The organism is Micromonospora sp. SL4-19 (assembly GCF_047921475.1).
In the GTDB taxonomy this organism is placed as follows: domain Bacteria; phylum Actinomycetota; class Actinomycetes; order Mycobacteriales; family Micromonosporaceae; genus Micromonospora.
In genome coordinates, this window is record NZ_JBLROB010000001.1 from 768,453 (window position 1) to 788,295 (window position 19,843).

Here is a 19,843-nt window from a genome sequence, read left to right on the forward strand (position 1 = left end):
CACCTCTGGACCAGGCATCCTTGCCTGGTGCCACCGCTACTGACTGAGGACGAGTACAAGGCAACGATGGGACCCCACCCCACAAGAGTGGGCCCGGACCAGGAACCCCCTTCGACTTCTGGCCCTACTTCGACTCCATCCCCGAAGACGACTTCAACGGGCACGACTTCTCCCAAGGCCGCGTCACCCACGCCTGGCAGTCGCCCGGGGAGGCCGGACAACCCGACCCACTTGACGGAAATAGGAGCGTCCACATCGCCGACAGCAGGTTGTCGTACTCCGCTTGATGCGTTAGGTCGTGGCTTCACTTGATGCGCGACACCCCCCTCGCATGGGAAACCAGCCAGCGAAGGTCGCGTTCGACTTTGAGCAGTAGGCGCGTCGGGTGAGCGGAGGGCCTTGCTTCGTCTGGGCGTTTGCGCCCGCCGCGTCGGCTGTGGAAATCGCTGTCCGATTATCGGAGCACAGTGCTAGAAAGCCGGAGTGCAACAGACTTTGACGTTCCCTGATCAGCTGCGGCTCATTGACGAACGGTCGACCGCCTTTCGCGCCGCGGTCGCCGCGGCACCCAGCCTCGACGTTCAGATGCCGACCCATCCCGAGCGGACGCTGTTCGATCACGTGCAACACGTGGGCATGGGTCGCCGCAAGGCAGCCGCCATCGTCACCGCAGGGCCCGCGGACGCTCCGCCGGAGGAGTCCGCATGGGGAGGCGGCACGGGTGCACCTCGGGAGCGCGAGGCTCTCCTGGCCTGGTGGGTCGAGTCAGTCGAGCACCTGGCGAGCGTGCTGCGCGAGGCGGGCCCGGATCGCGGTTGCTGGACATGGTGGTGGGACTCGCCGTCACCGCAGACTTCCGGGGCCTGGGCGCGGCGCCAGCTCCACGAGATCGCGGTGCACACCTACGACGTCCAGCTCACCGGGGGTGCCCCGCAGCCGATACCGGAGGAGATCGCCCTCGACGGTTTCGACGACTGCCAGTTCACCCTCTGCGCGACGACGGTCGCCTGGCCACACGAGCCCGCCGTCGTCGATTACCACGCCACCGAGGGCCGCTTCTGGCGCCTTCGGCTGTCCCACGACGGCGCACAGGTCGCCCGCCTCGGCGCTCCCGCTGCCGGCGAGGACTCGGACACGGCCGACGCCTCCGCCCGGGGCACGGCCAGTGACCTGGTCCTGTTCTTCTACGGCCGCATACCGTTGGATTCCCTGAAGTTCGAAGGCGACCGTCGTATCTTCGATCAGCTCGTAGCCTGGGACCCGTCCGTGTAACGGCATCCCAGCTGGCACGCTCCCGTGCAGGTTCACAGCGACGCTGTCCTGCCCATCCCCGTGCAAACGCGCCAGAGCGGCCGGGGCAGGCGTGAAGTCGCCGCAGTTCCACGCGGTGATGGCTGAGAACGGCGTCCTACGGGTCGACGACGACAGCCAGGCAGCCCCCCGGGACATCCGCAGCCGCATCCAAGCCTGAACTCACAGGACGATCGTGCGCACGGTGCCGTGATCGTCTAGCCGGAGGCGTAACGGATCAACTGAACGCAATCCGTAACGCATCAAGTGGAGCCCGACATCGCCGACAGCAGGTCGCCGACAGCCGGCCGGGCCGTACACGTGTCTAGAGTGCGCGGCGAGAATCGCCTGCTCCTGCTCGCCCCTGTCACGATTGGCGCCTGACCGGACATGGGGGAATGTGAGTTCCGGAACCGACTACGAGGACCGCTTCCGACGCGTCTACGCCAGCAACTTCCAGCCGCTGCTGGCGTATGCCCTGCGGCGCGCCATGCAGCCCGAGGACGCGGCCGACGTCGTCGCCGAAACCTTCCTTGTCGCGTGGCGCCGCTGCCACGAGCTGCCGGCCGACGCCGAAGTCCGACTGTGGCTGTACGGCGTCGCCCGACGCGTGCTCGCCAACCACCACCGCACCGGCGTGCGCCGCGAGCGCCTGGGTGAGCGGCTCAGGCAACGAATGTGGGACATCGTCGCCGCTGACCCCGGCAGCGAGGTGCCCGAACGACTCGCAGTCCAGGCCGCATTGGCCCGTCTAGGCGAGTTCGACCGGGAGGTGCTGACGCTCACCATCTGGGAGGGCCTGGAGCCGCGCGACGTGGCCGCCGTCCTTCGGGTGAGCCCGGCCGTGGTCCGAACCCGCCTGTCGCGCGCGCGGGCGAGACTGCGCGACCTCATCGGTGACGACCTCGCCCCGCCCGGCCATGTACTCGACATCCTGACCGCACCCGCCCCCAGGGAGGGCCAATGACCGACAAGCACCTCGACCAGATGGTCCGGGACGCGGACCCCTACCGACCCGATGTCATCGGACACCTCGACGGGGCGCAGCAGGCCCTCCTGGAGGAGATCATGTCCGTGCCAACCCTCCATCGCGTCCTCGAACCGCCGCAAGCGCGCCCCCCAGCGCCCCGCAGCATGGTCCGCCGCACTGCCGGCGCGCTGGCCGCAGCCGCAATTCTCGCCGGTGTCCTCGCCTTGCCCGCCGTGCTCCCCGAGCATCAGGACGACAGCCTGGCCGCCCCCACGGGCACCCCCATCGCGTACTCGGCCGCAGCACTCAAGGCCGCCGAGGACAACCCGCGGCTGCTGATCAACCGCCCCGGCTGGAAGGTGACAACCGTCTACGGGTTCGCCAAGCAGCAGGGCACCATCAGGTTCCGCAACGGCAGGCAGGAGCTGGAGATGAACTGGTATCCAGCTGGCCCGTACGACGGCTTCTATGCCGACCGGCTCACCGTCAGCAAGCCGGAACCGGTAACGGTCGACAGCTTTCCGGGTGACCTCTTCATCTACAACGTCGGCGACTTCGAGGTCCTGCTTCGCCCCCGCGACGGTGTCTTCGTCGGGCTCCGGACCGGAGGCAACTGGACCCGGGACACATTTGACCAGGTGCTCACCGACGTGGTGCGCGTCGACGTACGCACCTGGCTGGCCGCGCTTCCGCCGGAGATCGTCACGCCGGGCCGGGTGGCCGCGGAGGCGGCCAGGATGCTCGCCGACGTGCCGCTTCCGCCGAAGTTCGACACCGCAACCCTCGATGGCATCGGCGCCAACGATCCCTACCAGTTCGGCACCGCGGTGACTGGCCGCGTCGGCTGCGCGTGGGCCGCGGAATGGGTACGCGCAAAGCGAACGGGCGACGACGCCGCGCTCCAACGGGCCACCGAGGCGTTGCGCAGCAGCCACCAGTGGCGGGTGCTGCACCAGATGAACGAGAAGGGTGACTGGCCGGAGGTGTTCTGGAAGATCGCCGACGAATTCGTCGCCGGAAACCCAAGGGCCACGTACGCCCAAGGGCTGGGCTGCGACTAGGCAACCAACACCCTCCCCTGAGCTGCAGCAGGAAGGCCACCTCCCATTTCTGGGAGGTGGCCTTTGGCCTGGATGGGCGCCGACCGGAGCTGACGGTCCGATCTCGGTCGAACGGAATACCTAACGGCAAGCGTCTGCCCGGACCTGCACCCCGCACCACGCTGGCAGGTCGGCTGACCACACCCGCCAGCCGCCGGCGTCTGGCGCCACTGCCGCAGCAGCTCGTCATGGCGCCTGCCGGCCAGCACCCGCGACCAGCCGATCTCCTCTCCACTGCTCATCTGGAGCACGTACACCGTCACGGCCGCGTCGGCGTGGCCTCGCCTCGACCTGCTTGAGGACGGCCCACGACACCGGCACAGCCACGATCCCGGTACGCAGCACGGTTACGAGCGAAAGCACCACCCACGGCCAGTGACGCGGTGACCGAACCGCAGACCTTCTGGGCACCGTTCTATGGCCTCGTAGTGCTAGCTCCTGCCCCGGTCCCATGCCCCCGCAAGCTACGGCTTCGGTCGATCTTTGGCCATACCGGCGGCTGATACCTGTGACTGCGGCCGGTCCAATTTGCTGAGAGCCTGAGGCCACCAGCCCAGGCGGTTGACCTGAGGAAAAGATCTCGCAGCGCGACCGCTCGGGATTCGATGAGGCGCATGCGAAGCTGCCACTCCTCGGTGGCTGTCCAGTCGGCTTGTGCCGTGATCTGGTCGGGATGCTTCCTGTACAGCAAGCCCGGTTCAGAGATGAAGAACCCCTCAGCGATCACAGTGGCCGCGAGCAACAGCCCGGTGTCTTCGCCCCCCGGCAACGCCATCCAGCCGCCGAGGGCAAGCGCCAGCTCACGCCGAATACACGGGGCCGCCGGATGCACGGACAGCTCGCTTGGCTGCTCGGCCTCGCGACCGCAAGCAAAAGGCCCAGGTCATGATCGGCGATCAAGCCGGTGACCTGGGCCTTTCTATGGAGCCGCCTGACGGAATCGAACCGTCGACCTACGCATTACGAGATCAAGTTGCCCGCCCCGCCGACCTGGGCACCTGAGGGTCCACCAGCGGAAACGCCTCTCGACATCTCGCACCGCTCCCCCGTCGTCTGTCGTGCTCTTGCGGACTGGATGCGGACTGCCAGACTTGATCGGCGGGCTGAGGTCGGAGTGATCGGCGGGATGACGGGTGCGCTTCTGGAAGGGGCGAGGCTTGAGCCTTCAGGCCCGACTGCTGAGGGCCGAGCTGGTTGGCGACGAACGCGAGTTTCGGCGATTGCTTGATCGCAACCGGCGGGCCGGTGGCAGGTTCGGGGTGATGCCGGCGGCGTTCGTGCTGCTGATGCATCGGCGGTTCCGAGGTGTGCAGGACCTCCGCGAAGTCACCCAGTTCGTGTCCCGCTACAACGCGATAGCCCCGCCGGAACATCGGGTGCCGCCACGGGAGGCGGAAGCGGTACTGCGCAGCAACCTCGGGGAGGAGTACCTCGCGGACCTGGTCGATGACGAGACCGCTGCAGACATCATGTACTCGCTGCTGTTCATGCTGGCCCACGAACTGGCGCTCACAGAAGAACAACTGGACGGCCTCGTCGCCGCCGCCGACGAGTTGGTCACCTCCGTCGAGACGGACCATCCTGAACCCGTCCCGCTGGTGGACCTGAGCAGGATCAGGAAGGGGGATGGCATAGCGTGGCGGCCATCCCCGCGTGCCGGCGCACCGGCACAGAGCGGGAGCACCTCCACGGAAGCGGAGACACATGGCCGTGGTCAGGCGTAAGCACCGCAAGTCCAGGCCGGTAGAGCCGCCAAGCCCGTCCCCGATCCCCTGCACGCTCATGGGCGGCTTCCTGCGCGCGAGCATGCTGCGCGAGTCATCGGAGCGTGAGCTGCTCTCGGCGAGGTTCCCCGAGTTCAGCTCGCTCGGCTCCCTCCACGTCATGATCGCTGCGTTCGAGATCGCGGTGGCTCGACTGTTCGAGCCCGATACCGACCTCAGAAAGATCAGCCTCTTCGTCGCCGACATGCGGCGCGCGTTCGGCCCGGAACTACCTTCGCTGGAGACAGAGGCCCTCATCTGCTTCATGCTCGGTGAGGACGTCGCGATCGACGACATCCCCGCCTCCAAGAGGACTGCCGCCATGATCTTCACCCTGGGGGCCTTCGCCGACTTCATAGAGCGCAACGAACCAGAGGTAGACGAGCTTCTTCTCAAGGCCGAGCGACGAGCGTTCGACCGCGGGCACCACCCCGAGCTCGCGGAGTAGTAGCGAACTGACAGCTTGGGAATTGTCGATCTCCGGCAGGCCACCGGGTTGGCGGCCTGGTCTCGGCAGTCTCGCGTGGCCTCGGCTGGCCCCTGATGTCCTCGCCCAATGGCACGCTAATGGCACGGTTGACGAGACAAGTCATGATCGACGCGTGGACGTTGCAGCGGGAGCCGATGCCCAGCCGCTCGAACTGGCGCTCTTCGCGCTGCCGGCCATCGTTCTCGGCCTCATCTCCGTTGGCCAAGGCTACGTGTACCGGTGGCGTCGATCCCGAGGTAAGGAACCCCTCCTCCCTTCGTGGGTCCCGGGCGGCTGGTGGCCTCGCCATCCAACGGCAACTATTCGCGCCGGTTGGGCAACGACTGGAGTCGGCATCACTCTGCTACTTCTCGCGCTCTACCGGCAGTTTTCGGCGTAGTTGGAGCTAGACCCGGAACGCCAGTTTGGACTGGATGAGGACCGAGGCAGCCAGGCTCGCACGGAGGCGGGCTTGGGCGAAGCCCAGGTCGATCTTGCCGCTCCTGTAAGCCGTCTGTACCGTCCCCTCGTGCCCGTCCCCGAAGAGCAGAAGTCACCCGCCAAGACGGGTGTGCTCCGGGAGCTTTTCAAGAACGTGGTCATGACGGGCGTAGGCGTGGAGTTCGTGACGAGGGCGGATGACTGGAAGCGTTGGCTCGGCCCTCCAATGATCTTTTTGGGGCTGATGCTCATCGCTTGGGATGTCAAGCGCTGGCGTGCTCGCCGGTAGGACACCGCCAGCAGTTGGCCGCTGGGTGAAGCGTGACAGACGGCCAGGCGGCGGCCTTGGGGTTAGAAGAAGATCGCGGATGGCTGGCCAGGTGATGGCACTCCTGGTCAGCCCGTCCGTCGTTGTCGGGCAGCGTCGGCGTAAGCGGGCGGGCTTGGCTGTACGGGTGGCTGTACAGCCAAGTCGGGTTCCGACCGGCGCCTTGGCAGAGCTGGCACTGGTCTGGCACGCTCTGCCGTCATGAACGAAGCCGCGCGACTCGTCATTTGCCGTCCTCGTGAAGGCACGCGAGACCTTCTTCGGTCATACAAGGTGCTGGTGGATGGCTACCCTCACGGCCAGATCCTCCGAGGTGAGACGATCAGCGTGGACATCGCTGCCGGGAAGCATTGGGTCCAAGCACGGATCGATTGGACGGGCAGCCCTCGCCTACAGTTCGACGCCGCGCCTGGTTCGGAAGTGGTTTTACTTGTTGAGCCTGCCGGCAGCGTTTTCAGGGTGTGGCAGATCTTTGGCACCGCCGGGTACCTCCGGCTTACAAGGATGCGCTGAAGGCGGATCTCCTCGTCGGGCAGTCGTAGACCGTCCAGCCTCCCCGGACGGGGACAAGGTGGAGCGCCCTACCGGACGAACGACCTTGGCCCCGTCCGGGGAGGCTGGTAGCCCTTGTGGTGCCCGGCGAGGTGATCCGCCCCCGGCCGATCTCTGAGGAGGGTCGGGGTTCGGGGCAGAGCCCCGAGGTCTTCGTAGACCTGGTCGTCCCCAAGCGTGGCCGGCCGGCCCGGCCGATGCCGGCCGGAGGTCGCCAGCAGGCCGGGGCCGGGCCGGCGCGGCCCGCTTTGCGGGCCGCCTTGATCCTTAAGAGGGCAATCCGGCAACGTCTTCGGTTCTTGATCGGTTCTTGATCCTCAAGGCGCGTCTCGGTTTCCAGCGGCTCGGCGTCCATGCGCTTCTAAAGCCGAGTACACCCACTTGGAGACTGCCGGGTTGTCAGGTAGGTCCGTAAGGTCGACGCCTGCCCACCGAGCTTCGGAGATCTCCCCATTTGGGCAGATCTCGTCTGAGGTCGCGTGCAGGCGGACAATCTTCAGGTACCCCTGTTTGCCCCCGCTGGTGGTCAGGTGTTCCTCCAGTACAAGGGCGAGCGAGTCCAGCTCAATGCCCAGTTCCTCGATGCACTCACGCCTGGCCGCCTGCTCTGGGGTCTCCCGGGCTGGCTTGTATCCGCCTCCCGGCAGGCTCCACAGGGATCGGTCGCCGTAGCTATGTTGGACGAGGAGCACTCGGTCGGCGTCGACCGGGTGCATGATCAGCGCTTTCATGCCGTAGGTGGTCGGCTTGGCGATCCGCCAGTACACCCTACGGATGCGGTAGAGCAGCTTGAACGCGAACGGCGGAATCCTCATGCGGCCATCCAATCGGTGAGCCATGCGGTGCGCCGGGCTGACTCCGCACGACCTGAGGCACACAGCGGCAAGCCTGGCCTTGGCGGCGGGCGCGAACGTCAAGGCAGTGCAGCGGATGCTCGGGCACGCCTCGGCGTCGATGACCTTGGACGTGTACGCGGGGCTGTTTGGCGATGACCCGGACGCGGTCGCCAACCGGCTGGACGAGGCGGTCGCCGCACGGGACAAGGACTATTCAAGGACTCGACCTGTCCGCGGCGACGTGGTCGACCTGGGGAAACGGCGAAGCCCAGGCCGTTGACCTGGGCTTCTGCACCGAGCCGCCTGACGGAATCGAACCGTCGACCTACGCATTACGAGTGCGTCGCTCTAGCCGACTGAGCTAAGGCGGCAACGATCATCAAGTGTACGGCACACGCCGCCCGAAGCCGAATGGGATCCCCCCGTCACTCTGGATCCGGACATCGAGGCAGGTTCGGTACGTTCGCCGGAGAGCGCCCGCCTTCGGGCAGGACTACCCTGCGGCGGGTGAGCGACGATCACGTACCGCCGCAGCAGCCGATCCCCGAGGCGCACCCCGGCGAGCGGGCCACCCGCCGGCCGCGCAGCCTCGACCCGCTGGAACTGGGGTTCACTCCGCGCAAGCCGGTCCCCTGGCTGGCGCCGCTGCTGCTGATCAGCACCGGCCTGCGTACCCTGCTGGCGATGCTGTTCGGGGCGTACCTGGACAAGCGGGAGCTGCAGAACGCGTTCGGCGACGGGACGTTCCGGCAGGTCGGGCCGGACGGCGGGCTCTGGCTGGACTACGTGGCCGACCTGGGCGACGGCTTCGACGCGACGTACTCGGTGGCGTACCTGCTCGCCCAGCCGGAGCTGGAGGTCGACGGGCACCGGCTGCCCCGGGCCCAGACCCTGGTGATGGGGGGCGACCAGGTCTACCCGTCGGCGGCCTACGAGGCGTACGAGGACCGGTGCAAGGGGCCGTACCAGGTCGCGCTGCCGGTGGCGCCGCCCGAACGGCCGACGCTGTTCGCGGTCCCCGGCAACCACGACTGGTACGACGGCCTGACCGCCTTCCTGCGGCTGTTCGTCCGGTCCCGGGACCGGCACTTCGCCGGCTGGGGCACCGGCCAGTCCCGGTCGTACTTCGCCGTGGAACTGCCCGCCGACTGGTGGCTGCTCGGCCTCGACGACCAGTCCGGGTCATACCTGGACGACCCGCAGCTCACCTACTTCGACGAGGTCGCCCGCAAGCTCACCCCGCGCTCGAAGGTGATCCTGGCGGTGCCGGCACCGACCTGGGTCAAGGCCGCCGACCATCCCACGGCGTACGACTCGATCGACTACTTCATCCGTACGATCGTCGCCCCCACCGGGGCGCAGGTACGGCTGCTGATCTCCGGCGACCTGCACCACTACGCCCGCTACGCCGGCCCGGACCGGCAGCTCATCACCTGCGGCAGCGGCGGTGCCTACCTCTACCCCACGCACCACCTGCCGGAGCGGCTGGAGGTGCCGCCGCGCGACACGCTGTCCCGCCGCGCCAGCCGCACCCGCGAGTACGACCTGGCGGCGCGCTACCCGGACAAGCCCCGCTCGCGGCGCTACGGCTGGGGCATCTTCGCCCGGCTGCCGTTCCGCAACCCGGGTTTCACCACCCTGCTGGGCATCCTGCACACCCTGCTGATGCTGTCCATGGCCGGGGTGGCGGCGAAGCACGTGGGCGCCACCGAACAGCGACTGTTGAGTGTCCCGCTGGTGATCATGCTGGTGGTGACCATGCTGGGAGCGGCGTTCTTCGCGAAACCACCGAGCGCCGACGGCAAACGGCACGCCCGGCACTGGATCCTCGGAGTCTCGCACGGGCTGGCCCAGATCGCGCTGGCCGCCGCCGGCACCTGGCTCTGGTTGAAGCTGCCCTTCCTCGACTGGCCGTGGCCGTTGCCGGCGATCGCGGCGGCCGTCCTGTACGGGCCGGTGATCGGGCTGGTGGCCAGCCAGCTGGTGGCGCTCTATTTGCTGGTGGCGGGTTCGTTCGGGGTGAACGTCAACGAACTCTTCGCCGGGCAGGGCATCGAGGACTCGAAGGCGTTCCTGCGGTTCCGGATCGACCCGGACGGCACGCTGACCATCTACCCGATCGCCGTGGACAAGGTCTCGCACGCCTGGGAGCTGAACCCCGACCAGTCCCCCACGGCCTCCTGGCTGCTCCCCAGGGAACCCCTGCAGCCCCGACTGGCCGAGCCCCCCATCGTCCTCCGCTGACCACGCGGCCCGACCCCGCCCGGGCGACGGGCGGGACCGGCGATCAGGAGGAGTAGTGCTGGTCGTGGGCTTGGCGGGGGGCGCAGACGGAGGCGCGGCTGCACGAGCAGCGGGAGCCGTCGGCATCCAGGCGGACGGTGACCGAATCCCTCGGAACGCTGTGACCGACGACCCTGCCGTCCCCCTCCGGAGTGGAGACCCGGCTGCCGACGGCCGGGGCGGAATCCTGAAATCGTTGATACAGCGGATGCTCATATTTGAGACAGCACATCAGCCGGCCGCACGCGCCGGAGATGCGCAGCGGGTTGAGCGGCAGGTCCTGGTCCTTGGCCATCCGGATGGTCACCGGCTCGAAGTCGTTGAGGAAGGTGGCGCAGCACAGGTCCCGTCCGCAGGAGCCGATCCCGCCCTGGACGCGCGCCGAGTCGCGGGCGGAGAGCTGCCGCAGCTCGACCCGGCAGTGCAGCGTCGCGCCGAGGTCGCGGACCAGTGAGCGGAAATCGACCCGGTGCGGCGCGGTGAAGTAGATCGTGGTGCGTTCGCTGCCGGCCTCCGGCGTGCCGAACACGTGGTCGACCGCCACCACCTTCATCGGCAGCCCGTGCTCGCGGATCAGCCGCTTGGCGGCGACCTTGGCGTCGGCCTTGCGTCGACGCAGCATCTCGTCGCGGCGGAGGTCGCCCTCCTGGGCCAGCCCGGCCAGCTTCGGGAACCCGGCGGTGTCCTCGTCCACCCACTGCGCGGCCCAGACGCATTCGGCCACCTCGGGCCCGTCGTCGGTGGGCACCAGCACCCGGTCGCCCACCTGCGGGCGCAGCTCGCCGGGGTCGAGGTAGTAGAGGCGCCCGTACCGGTTGAAACTGACCGCGCAGAGCATGCCCATGCCCTTCACCCTACGACCTTGGGCCGGCTCCGGCCCGGCCGGCCGTCGTCGTCCGGTCACCCGGCGCAGCGATCCACGATCGTCGGCTCGACCGAACGGCCCCAACCCGTCGTGTCGATCATCCTCGCCCGGACGGTTGAAACCTGACCCAGCCGGACGACAAACGGCGGTCGACCGCGTTGAGTGGAGGCAGACCTGCGGGGGGTGCAGGGGAAGGCCACGGCGTCGCCGCCGGAGGCCGGCCACGGCCGGCTCGGCGCGCGACGCCGTGGCCGGCATGACGGCCGGCATCAGTGGCCGATGCTGGTGACACCCCCGAGGCCGGGTGCACCGGTCACCCGCTCCTGCCAGGTCGTCTCCGCCAGGCTCGGCGCCCACTGGCGCAGCAGTGTCTCCGCGCCGTCGTACGCCACACCGAGCACGCCGAGCACCCGTGTCGCGATCTCCGCCGCCGCGAGCGCCCCCGCCCGCTCGTCGCCGCCGGGCCGGCTGGCGGCGTGCACGGTGACCGCCTCGGCCGAGCGCAGCGCGTCGGCCAGCGACCGGGCCAGGGCGAGCCGGCTCCCCTCCACCCAGTCGGCCAGCGCGTCGGCGTACCCGGCGGTCGACTCCAGCCGCCCGACCAGGCTCTCCGACCCCTCGTCGAAGTGGCGGAGCAGGGCGGTGCGGGCCTCGTCGTACGCCGAGGCGGCCGGCCCGGACCAGGCGACGGGATCGGCGAGCATGGCGCAGGCGTCGTCGTACCCCCGGACCAGCTGGCGCACCGCGCGACCGGCATCGGCCAGCGGTGCCGGATGCAGCTCGAGGAACTCGCGCACGGCCGCGCCGGGGAGCACCCGCATCCGGCGCAGCAGGGGCCAGAGCCGGTGCCCCTCGGGCGCGCCAGCGGCGAGCAGCGCGTCGACCCGGGCCAGCAGGTCGAGGCCCGGTTCGGCGAGCCGGTCCAGCGCGTCCATCAGGCCTCCCGGGCGAGCCGGCGGCGGGCGAAGTCGTCGGTGGCCACGAATCGGTCGGCGGCAGCGCGCAGCGCGGCCGCGGCAGCGGCCAGCCGGGCCGCGGCGGCGTCGGCCTCCCGGGCCCGGTCCCCGGTGGCGGCGGTCCACTGGCGGTGCAGGGCGCGGCCGATCTCGCCGGGCCGGCCCTCGGCGTGGGCGCCGAAGGCGGGGTGCGGCGGGTCGGTGGCGGTCACCGTGCGGGCCAGCGTGGCGAGGGTGGCGCCGGCCTCGTCGAGGCGGGCCGCCAGGTCGCGCAGCGTCTCCATGTCAGGCTCCCGCCAGCGGCCGGTACACCGCGAACGTCTCGTTGTGCAGCTTCTCCCGGGCCCACTGTGCGGCGTCCGCGGCGGCCGTGACCGCGGCCTGCACCGAACCGGCGACATCGCGAGGGTTGCGCTGATGCAGCGGGCCGAGAAAGCGGACATTGGTGATCCGTCCGCTGGCGGTCACCACCACCTCGACGAGCCCGTCCGGCGAGCGCACCGTGACCTCGACCGTCGCGACCGCCTGGTCGAACTCGGCCTGGAGGGTCTCGATGCGCCGGTAGCGCCGGACCGCCTCTTCGATCCAGGCCTCGTCGATCTCCCCCCGCGGCATCGGCGGACTCCTCCCGGCTGGCCATCACTGAGTGTGCCGTCACCGTCACCACGGCACACCGGACCGTACCGCACGTCAATCGCGCGTGTCGATGCCCTGTGGACAGCGCCGGAAGCGGGGGCCTAGCGCCGCCCTACAGGCGAATCAACCCCGCCAGAGGGCGAGCATCATCGCCTCCACCGCGATCCGCGGCTTGACGTTCGCCTCGATCGCCGCCCGGCACTCGAGCACGGCCTCCAGCCGGCGCAGCGCCCCCTCGGCGTCCCACTTCTGTGCGCCGGCCTCGGCCACCGCCGCAGTGTCGGTGTGCACCGGGGCGACCGGCGCCCGCAGGGCCATGGTCAGCGCGTCCCGGTAGAAGCCGGCGAGGTCGACCAGCGCCCGGTCGAGGGCGTCCCGCTGGGCCCGGGTGGCCCGCGACTTCTGCCGCTTCTCCAGGTCCTTGAGCTGCCCGGCGGCGCCGCGCATCGCCCCGGCCGCGCCCCGGCCGGTGCCCCCCGCGCCGAGCGCGGTCTGCAACGCGGCCCGCTCCGCCTCGTCGATCTCGGCGACCGAGGCCGCGGCCTCCGCCTCGGCCGCCTCGATCAGCGCGGAGGCGGCGTCGAACGCCGCGCCCACCCCGGTCAGCCGGCGCGGCACGGCGAGCACCGCGTCCCGGCGCTGCCGGGCCTCCGGGTCGCGGGCCAACCGCCGGGCCCGTCCCACATGCCCCTGGGCGGCGGCCGCGGCCCACTCGGCCACGTCCGGCGCGACGCCGTCCCGGCGTGCGAGGACCTCGGCGACCGCGCCGGCCGGCGGCTGCCGCAGCGGTACGACCCGGCAGCGCGATCGGATGGTCACCGAGATGTCGTCCGGGTGGGTGGACGGGGCGCAGAGCAGGAAGACGGTACGCGGCGGCGGCTCTTCGATCGCCTTGAGCAGCGCGTTGCCGGCCGCCTCGGTGAGCCGGTCGGCGTCCTCGATGATCACGATCTGCCAGCGCCCGCCGGACGGTGTGCTGGCCGCGCGGAGCACCAGCGCGCGCATCTCGCCGACGCCGATGGAGAGCCCCTCGGGCACCACCAGCCGCACGTCGGCGTGGGTGCCGGTCATCGTGGTGTGGCAGCCGGGGCACGTGCCGCAGCCGGTGCCGTGCGCGCACTGCAACGCGGCGGCGAACGCCCGCGCGGCCACGGACCGGCCGGAGCCGGGCGGCCCGGTGAAGATCCAGGCGTGGGTCATCCCCGCCCCGGGGTCACCGGCCGGGGCCGGCTGTGCCGCACCGGGCTCGGTTGCGATCGGCTCCGGCGGTGCCGTGGCGGCGTCCACCGGCCCCGCGGGCACCGCGTCGATCTCCTCGGCCAGCGCGTCGAGCTCGTCGTAGGTGTCGGTCACGTCCGGTACGTCGCGCCCGGTCGTCGGCCCGACGGCGACGCGGGCCGCGGTCGCGGCGGAGGCGCGCAGCAGGGCGGCGGCCGAGGCGGCGGCCCGGCGCAGCGTCGCCACCGCCTCGTCCTGGCCGACCAGGTCGGCGAAGACGTCCGCCATCAGGTGGGGCGCTCCATGGTCACCAGCTCCGCCTCGGATAACTCCGGTTGGACCGTGGTGTCCGGGCCGTGGGCCGGGCGCGGGTGCGCGATGCCGGCCGGGTCGACCAGGAGTTCGTCCACCCGCCGGGCGACCGCCTCGGCGATCTCCTCGGCCGGGCGGGAGGCGTCGAGCACCAGGTAGCGCCCGGGGTCGGCGGCGGCCAGGTCGAGGAAGGCGTACCGGACCCGCTCGTGGAACGCGATCGACTCGGCCTCCAGCCGGTCGGCGCCCTGGCTGCGGGACTCGATCCGGGACAGGCCGGTGCGCGGGTCGACGTCGAGGAGCACCACCAGGTCGGGCTTGAGCCCGCCGGTGGCCCACGAGGAGAGCCAGGAGACCTCCTGCGCCGGCAGCGTACGGCCGGCCCCCTGGTAGGCCAGGGACGAGTCCACGTACCGGTCGCCGATCACCACCGCGCCTCGGACCAGCGCCGGGCGGACCACGGTGGCGACGTGGTGCGCCCGGTCGGCGGCGTAGAGCAGCGCCTCGGCGCGCGGCGACGGGGCCTCGGCGCCGTCGGTCTCCAGCACCAGCGCGCGGATCCGCTCACCGACGGCGGTGGCCCCGGGCTCGCGGGTGACCACGATGTCCCGCCCCTGGTCCCGCAGCCGGTCGGCGAGCGCGGCGAGCTGGGTGGACTTGCCCGCGCCCTCCCCGCCCTCGAAGACCACGAAGAGACCGTTGGAGACGAAGTGCTCGGCCGGCATCAGCGGGCGGCCCCGGATCGAACCCCAGAGGTCGGCGAGGACCGGTACGCCCTTCTTGTCGTCCATCTGGCCGAACGCGCTGATCCCGGCGAAGATGCCGGCGACGCCCGCGACGAGCAGCAGCAGGCGGGTCGAGGAGACCGAGATGCCCAGGTCGGCGATGGTCAGCTTGCGCGACCCGCCGACACCGACCAGGAGGCTGCTCAGCGCGATGGCCAGGATCAGCACCAGTCGGGTGCCGATCTGCACCACCGCGAAGACCCGGCCGCGTACCTCGTCGGCGACCTCGCCGCCGAGCAGGGTGGTGCCGGCCAGGAAGGCCATGCCGGCGCCCGCGCCGACCAGGATCGCGCCGAGCATCGCCATGGAGAGGTGGATCGCGAAGGCGAGCACCAGCACCGAGGCGCTGGCCAGCACGATGCTCATGCCGAACCAGCGTCGCCGGGACATGTCCCGGACGATCATCGGGCCGGCTCCGATGCCGATCGCCAGGCCGATGAAGATCGCCCCGAAGAGCAGGAAGAACGCGGCGTCGCCGGCGCCGAGCGAGGCGGCGAAGAACTTGGCCGTGCCGACCACGATGCCGCCGCCGGCGAACGCGCCGAAGATGCCGAGCACCAGGCCACGGACCAGCGGGGTCTGGCCGATGTATCGCCAGCCCTCGGAGAACTGGCGCATCATGCTCTGCTCGGGGCCGTCCCGCTCGTCGCTGCGCGCCCGGCTGATCTCCTTGATCCCGACGGCCACCACGATGGCGGTGGCCAGCCGGGAGAGGGAGTTGAACCAGAGCGCCAGCTGCGCCGGCTCGGCCCAGGACGGCATCTGGCCACCGGTCACCCCCCGGACGCTGCGGTCCAGCCCCGCCAGGACGAGGGCGGCGGCGATCGGGGTGAGGCCGTACGTGGTGATGAGGGTGAGCTGGTTGGCGGTCTCCAGCCGGGCGCGCGGGATCAGGTTGGGGACCGCGGCCTCCTTGGCCGGGATCCACATCAGGGTGATCGTCTCGATCAGGAACGTCGCGATCGCCGCCCAGGTCACCACCAGCCCGCCGCTGGCGCCGGTGAGCGCGTACAGCGGGATGGAGGCGAAGAGCACGAAGCGCAGGACGTCGCAGATGACCATCGTCCACCGCCGGTCGAAGCGGTCGGCGAAGACGCCGGCCACCGGACCGAGCAGCAGCGCGGGCAGCAGCCGGATCGCGATGAGCGTGCCGAACGCCGCGCCCTTGGCGGTGTCGCCGGAGACCTGGGCGGCGGCGAAGACGGAGGTGGCGAGCAGGCCGAGCCAGTCGCCGAAGGAGGCCGCGCCGAGCACGATCCACAGCCGGCGGAACGGCCGGATGCGCAGCACCGACCGGATGGCGGCGGCTCCGGAGCGGTCGGCCTGTGCCCCGGGCGACGACACGCCGGACGACTCCCCGTTCTTCTGGCTTTCGATGGCCGTACCTCCACGTGCCGGCCCAGAGCTGGGCATCCCCGGTGGAACACTCTAGTCGCGGCGAGAAGCGGCCCCAATACGCGACATTCGCCTGCTCGCCGAAGCCTAGGCCGCCGGTGCCATCGCCCGCAGCCCGGACATACGCGAGGGTATTTCGCATAGCCGCCCGGACAGTTAGCGTGTGCAGACATGGCCATCGACCGTGACAAACTCCGTGATCGTCTCGATCGGGCGACCGCCCACCTCGACCCGCCGTACGCCGTGGTCGATCTTGCTGCCTTCGAGGCCAACGCGGACGCGCTGGTCAGCCGGGCCGCCGGCAAGCCGATCCGGGTCGCCAGCAAGTCGGTCCGGGCCCGCGACCTGCTGAGCCGGGTGCTGGCGCGTCCCGGCTGGCGGGGAGTGATGGCGTTCACCCTCCCCGAGGCGATCTGGCTGGCCCGCGGCGGCGTCAGCGACGACGTGCTGGTGGCGTATCCCACGGCCGATCGGGGCTCGCTCGCCCAACTGGCCGCCGATCCGGCGCTCGCCGCCGCGGTGACACTGATGGTCGACGACACCGGCCAGCTCGACCTGGTCGACGAGGTGTGCCCGCCCGGCCGGCGGCCGGCGGTGCGGGTCTGCCTCGACCTGGACGCCTCCTGGCGACCGCTGGGCGGACGGGTGCACATGGGCGTCCGCCGCTCCCCGGTGCACAGCGCCCAGGCGGCCGGCGCGTTCGCCGCCGCCGTCGCCGACCGGCCGGGCTTCCAACTGGTCGGCCTGATGTCGTACGAGGCGCAGATCGCCGGGCTCGGCGACGCGCCCCCCGGGCAGGCGGTGCTCGGCACCGCGATCCGGGTCACCCAGCGCCGGTCGTACCAGGAGTTGCTGGCCCGGCGAGCGGCGGCGGTCGCCGCGGTACGTGAGCACACCGACCTGGAGTTCGTCAACGGCGGCGGCACCGGCAGCGTGGCCGCCACCAGCGCCGATCCCGCGGTCACCGAGGTCACCGCGGGCTCGGGGCTGTACGGGCCGGCGCTCTTCGACGCGTACCGCGCCTGGCGCCCCACCCCGGCGGCGTTCTTCGCCTGCGCGGTGGTCCGCCGGCCCACGCCCGAGCTGGCCACCGTGCTCGGCGGCGGCTGGATCGCCTCGGGCTCGGCCGGGGCGAGTCGGCTCCCCCGCCCCTGGCTCCCGGCGGGCCTCAAACTGCTCGGGGCCGAGGGCGCCGGCGAGGTGCAGACCCCGCTCGCGGGCGCGGGCGCGGCGACCCTGCGGATCGGCGACCGGGTCTGGTTCCGCCACGCCAAGGCCGGCGAGCTCTGCGAACGGGTCAACGAGCTGCACCTGATCGACGGCGACGAGGTGGTCGCCACCGTGCCCACCTACCGGGGCGAGGGCCACGCGTTCCTCTAGGCCCGGACAGGATGACGGCGGGTCCCGGCGCACCTCGGGAACCCGCCGCTGTCGTCCTGCCCGGTCGCACCCCGGGCGTCGCACCGTGTCTCGCCGGCCGCACCCTGCCGGCGAGGCCCGCCTCAGCTCGCCCGCGCCACCTCCGCAGGGGCGTCGACCTGCCGGTGCAGGTACTCCTGGATCAGTGCCTTCGCCTCGACCAGCACCCGCTCGTCGCCCTCGGGCTTCCAGCGGAACGCCAGCTTGATCAGGGCGTCGGCCGCCTCCACCCCGATCTCCAGGTGGAACCGGAGGTCGGGTAGGTCGGCCACGCCGAATCGCTCGGTGAGCACCCGGGCGAGCTGATCGGCGATCACGCCGTTGTTGTCCCGCTGCTCGTCGAGCAGGTGCAGGTCGACCACGTCGCCGAAGTGCAGGGTACGAAATCCCGGAGTGGTACGGTGCATCGTGATGTATTCGTCGATCGCCGCGTCGACGCCGTCCCACCAGTGGGTCAGGTCGTCGGAGGCGAACCGCTCATCGAGCCGCTGCAGGTAGGACTCCATCGTGCGCAGAGTCAACGCCTGCACGATCGCCCGCTTGTCCGGAAAGAACTGGTAGACCGACCCGATCGCCACCTCGGCACGCTCGGCGAGCAGGGTCGTGGTCAACCCCTCGTACCCCACCTCGTCGACGAGCTCGGCGCAGGCGTCCAGCATCCGCTGGACCCGCGCGACACTTCGACCCTGCACCGGTACCCGGCGCAGCGGCCCGGTCGTGGCGGCTGGTGTGGACACTCGGCGCCACCCCCCTTCGACGGATGAACTTATCTGCAAGTCACCAGACTGTGACTACCGGTACAACGAGCGTGCCCCGATTGCGGTATTTACCAGGTACAACGTTCCTGATATGAAGTCAGTTCATATTCATGTCGAGGAGCGTCCATGTCCGGTACGCCGACCGCCTGGTCCAACTGGGCCGGCAACCAGCGCAGCACCGCCGCCCTCGTGGCGCGACCCCGGGACATCGGCGGTGTCGTCGAGGCGGTCCGGACCGCCGCCGACGCCGGGCGGACGATCCGGGCGGTGGGCAGTGGACACTCGTTCACCGGGGCGGCCGTGACCGACGGGCACCGGCTCGACCTGGCCGACCTGGACACCGGCGTCACCGTCGACACCGCCCGCCGGCTGGTCACCGTACCGGCCGGAATGACCCTGCACACCCTCAACGAACTGCTCGCCACCCACGGCCTGGCCCTGCCCAATCTCGGCGACATCGACACACAGACCGTGGCCGGAGCGCTCTCCACCGGCACCCACGGCACCGGCGCGAAGCTCGGCTGCCTGTCCACCTTCGTCACCGCGTTGACCCTGGTCACCGGCACCGGCGAGGTGTTGCGCTGCTCCGCGGACGCGCACCGCGACGTCTTCGCCGCGGCCCGGGTCGGAATCGGCGCGGTCGGGGTGCTCGTCGAGGTCACCCTGCGCTGCGTCGACGCCTTCGTGCTCCGGGCGCACGAACGCCCCGCGCCGCTGTCCTCGGTGCTCGCCGACCTGCCCGGGCTGGTCGAGCAACACGACCACGTCGAGTTCTACTGGTTCCCGTACACCGCGCGGGTGCAGGTCAAGACCAACGACCGGGTGCCCGTCGACGACCGCCCGCTGCCCCGCTGGCGCGGCTGGCTCGACGACGAGTTCCTGGCCAACACCGTGTTCGAGGGGGCGTGCCGGCTGGGTCGGGCCGTGCCGGCGCTCGCCCCGGGAATCAGCGCCATCTCCGCGCGGGCGCTCACCGAGCGCACGTACACCGGCCGCTCCGACCGGGTCTTCTGCACCCCGCGCCGGGTCCGCTTCGTGGAGATGGAGTACGGCCTACCGCGCGCCGCCCTGCCGGCGGCCCTCGACGAGCTGCGCCGGATCGTCGACCGGCTGCCGTTCAAGGTGCTCTTCCCGGTCGAGGTGCGGTTCACCGCCGCCGACGACATCTGGCTCTCCCACGGGTACGGGCGGGACTCGGCGTACATCGCCGTCCATCAGTACGTGGGAGCGCCCTTCGAGTCCTACTTCCGGGCATTCGAGGAGGTGGCGACGGAACTGGACGGCCGGCCGCACTGGGGCAAGCTGCACTACCGGGACGCGGCGTCGCTCGCCCCGGCGTACCCGAAGTTCTCCGACTTCCTCACCGTCCGCGACCGCCTGGACCCCCACCGCGTCCTCACCAACGCCTACCTGAACCAGGTCCTCGGCAGCTGACCGCCCCACAGGGCGGACCTTGGATGGAAACGG

18 protein-coding genes, 1 tRNA gene and 1 pseudogene are annotated in these 19,843 nt (G+C 70.7%); 11 read left to right on the plus strand and 9 right to left on the minus strand.

All coding sequences use genetic code 11. The annotated features are described in order from the left end of the window. The first annotated feature begins 483 nt into the window (after nt 1-483). The 6 genes from ACNAVT_RS03595 to ACNAVT_RS03620 all read left to right on the plus strand — a co-directional run bounded on the left by ACNAVT_RS03595 (nt 484) and on the right by ACNAVT_RS03620 (nt 6,322). On the plus strand, nt 484-1,272 hold the full coding sequence (locus ACNAVT_RS03595) for a maleylpyruvate isomerase N-terminal domain-containing protein (RefSeq protein ID WP_416292723.1): 789 nt from the start codon (nt 484-486) through the stop codon (nt 1,270-1,272). A 418-nt stretch (nt 1,273-1,690) separates the two neighbouring features. Continuing rightward, nucleotides 1,691-2,257, plus strand: a complete 567-nt coding sequence (locus ACNAVT_RS03600) for an RNA polymerase sigma factor (RefSeq protein WP_416292725.1) — start codon at nt 1,691-1,693, stop codon at nt 2,255-2,257. After that, nucleotides 2,254-3,321 (plus strand): hypothetical protein, encoded by a 1,068-nt coding sequence (locus ACNAVT_RS03605; RefSeq protein WP_416292727.1) that lies wholly within the window; start codon nt 2,254-2,256, stop codon nt 3,319-3,321. The genes ACNAVT_RS03600 and ACNAVT_RS03605 overlap by 4 nt, the downstream gene beginning before the upstream one ends. Nucleotides 3,322-4,493: 1,172 nt before the next feature. Beyond that, nucleotides 4,494-5,084, plus strand: coding sequence for a hypothetical protein (locus tag ACNAVT_RS03610; protein WP_416292729.1), 591 nt, complete (start codon nt 4,494-4,496; stop codon nt 5,082-5,084). A gap of 58 nt (nt 5,085-5,142) precedes the next feature. Next, nucleotides 5,143-5,571 carry a hypothetical protein gene (locus ACNAVT_RS03615; protein WP_416292731.1) on the plus strand — a complete coding sequence of 143 codons (429 nt, stop codon included), beginning with the start codon at nt 5,143-5,145 and terminating at the stop codon, nt 5,569-5,571. 493 nt (nt 5,572-6,064) lie between these two features. Continuing rightward, complete coding sequence (locus ACNAVT_RS03620) at nt 6,065-6,322, plus strand: hypothetical protein (protein WP_416292732.1); 258 nt, start codon at nt 6,065-6,067, stop codon at nt 6,320-6,322. A gap of 908 nt (nt 6,323-7,230) precedes the next feature. On the opposite strand, the gene ACNAVT_RS03625 is transcribed toward ACNAVT_RS03620, so the two are convergent. Next, entirely contained in the window at nt 7,231-7,728 is a 498-nt protein-coding gene (locus ACNAVT_RS03625) for an NUDIX hydrolase (protein WP_416292734.1), read from the minus strand. A 22-nt stretch (nt 7,729-7,750) separates the two neighbouring features. On the opposite strand from ACNAVT_RS03625, the pseudogene ACNAVT_RS03630 reads away from it, so the two are divergent. Both ACNAVT_RS03630 and ACNAVT_RS03635 read left to right on the plus strand, forming a co-directional pair. Then, a pseudogene (locus ACNAVT_RS03630) lies at nt 7,751-7,831 on the plus strand (hypothetical protein); the annotation flags it as partial. Between the two features lie 3 nt (nt 7,832-7,834). Next, complete coding sequence (locus ACNAVT_RS03635; RefSeq protein WP_416292873.1) at nt 7,835-8,029, plus strand: hypothetical protein; 195 nt, start codon at nt 7,835-7,837, stop codon at nt 8,027-8,029. A gap of 17 nt (nt 8,030-8,046) precedes the next feature. Here ACNAVT_RS03635 and ACNAVT_RS03640 read toward each other — a convergent pair. Then, nucleotides 8,047-8,120: transfer RNA gene (locus tag ACNAVT_RS03640), tRNA-Thr, on the minus strand. A 40-nt stretch (nt 8,121-8,160) separates the two neighbouring features. On the opposite strand from ACNAVT_RS03640, the gene ACNAVT_RS03645 reads away from it, so the two are divergent. Beyond that, a complete protein-coding gene (locus ACNAVT_RS03645) occupies nt 8,161-9,993 on the plus strand; it encodes a metallophosphoesterase family protein (protein ID WP_416292736.1) in 1,833 nt (610 codons plus the stop codon). 43 nt (nt 9,994-10,036) lie between these two features. Here the strand turns inward: ACNAVT_RS03645 and ACNAVT_RS03650 are convergent, their stop codons facing one another. The 6 genes from ACNAVT_RS03650 to tmk all read right to left on the minus strand — a co-directional run bounded on the left by ACNAVT_RS03650 (nt 10,037) and on the right by tmk (nt 16,058). After that, nucleotides 10,037-10,876, minus strand: a complete 840-nt coding sequence (locus ACNAVT_RS03650) for a PSP1 domain-containing protein (RefSeq protein ID WP_416292738.1) — start codon at nt 10,874-10,876, stop codon at nt 10,037-10,039. Nucleotides 10,877-11,166: 290 nt separating this feature from the next. Beyond that, nucleotides 11,167-11,832 (minus strand): hypothetical protein, encoded by a 666-nt coding sequence (locus ACNAVT_RS03655; protein WP_416292739.1) that lies wholly within the window; start codon nt 11,830-11,832, stop codon nt 11,167-11,169. Next, on the minus strand, nt 11,832-12,137 hold the full coding sequence (locus ACNAVT_RS03660) for a hypothetical protein (RefSeq protein ID WP_416292741.1): 306 nt from the start codon (nt 12,135-12,137) through the stop codon (nt 11,832-11,834). The genes ACNAVT_RS03655 and ACNAVT_RS03660 overlap by 1 nt, the downstream gene beginning before the upstream one ends. A gap of 1 nt (nt 12,138) precedes the next feature. Then, the gene (locus ACNAVT_RS03665) at nt 12,139-12,468 is read right to left on the minus strand and encodes a YbaB/EbfC family nucleoid-associated protein (RefSeq protein WP_416292743.1); all 330 of its coding nucleotides are present in this window, start codon (nt 12,466-12,468) and stop codon (nt 12,139-12,141) included. A gap of 144 nt (nt 12,469-12,612) precedes the next feature. Next, a complete protein-coding gene (locus ACNAVT_RS03670; RefSeq protein WP_416292745.1) occupies nt 12,613-13,995 on the minus strand; it encodes a DNA polymerase III subunit delta' in 1,383 nt (460 codons plus the stop codon). After that, a complete protein-coding gene (gene tmk, locus ACNAVT_RS03675) occupies nt 13,995-16,058 on the minus strand; it encodes a dTMP kinase (protein WP_416292866.1) in 2,064 nt (687 codons plus the stop codon). The genes ACNAVT_RS03670 and tmk overlap by 1 nt, the downstream gene beginning before the upstream one ends. Nucleotides 16,059-16,370: 312 nt before the next feature. Here tmk and ACNAVT_RS03680 point away from each other — a divergent pair, with 312 nt between their 5' ends. Continuing rightward, nucleotides 16,371-17,579: an amino acid deaminase/aldolase gene (locus tag ACNAVT_RS03680; RefSeq protein WP_416292747.1), complete on the plus strand. Its 1,209-nt coding sequence runs from the start codon at nt 16,371-16,373 to the stop codon at nt 17,577-17,579. A 122-nt stretch (nt 17,580-17,701) separates the two neighbouring features. Here the strand turns inward: ACNAVT_RS03680 and ACNAVT_RS03685 are convergent, their stop codons facing one another. Next, complete coding sequence (locus tag ACNAVT_RS03685; RefSeq protein WP_416292867.1) at nt 17,702-18,277, minus strand: TetR family transcriptional regulator; 576 nt, start codon at nt 18,275-18,277, stop codon at nt 17,702-17,704. A 225-nt stretch (nt 18,278-18,502) separates the two neighbouring features. On the opposite strand from ACNAVT_RS03685, the gene ACNAVT_RS03690 reads away from it, so the two are divergent. Then, on the plus strand, nt 18,503-19,810 hold the full coding sequence (locus ACNAVT_RS03690; protein ID WP_416292749.1) for a D-arabinono-1,4-lactone oxidase: 1,308 nt from the start codon (nt 18,503-18,505) through the stop codon (nt 19,808-19,810). The last annotated feature ends 33 nt before the right edge of the window (nt 19,811-19,843 follow it).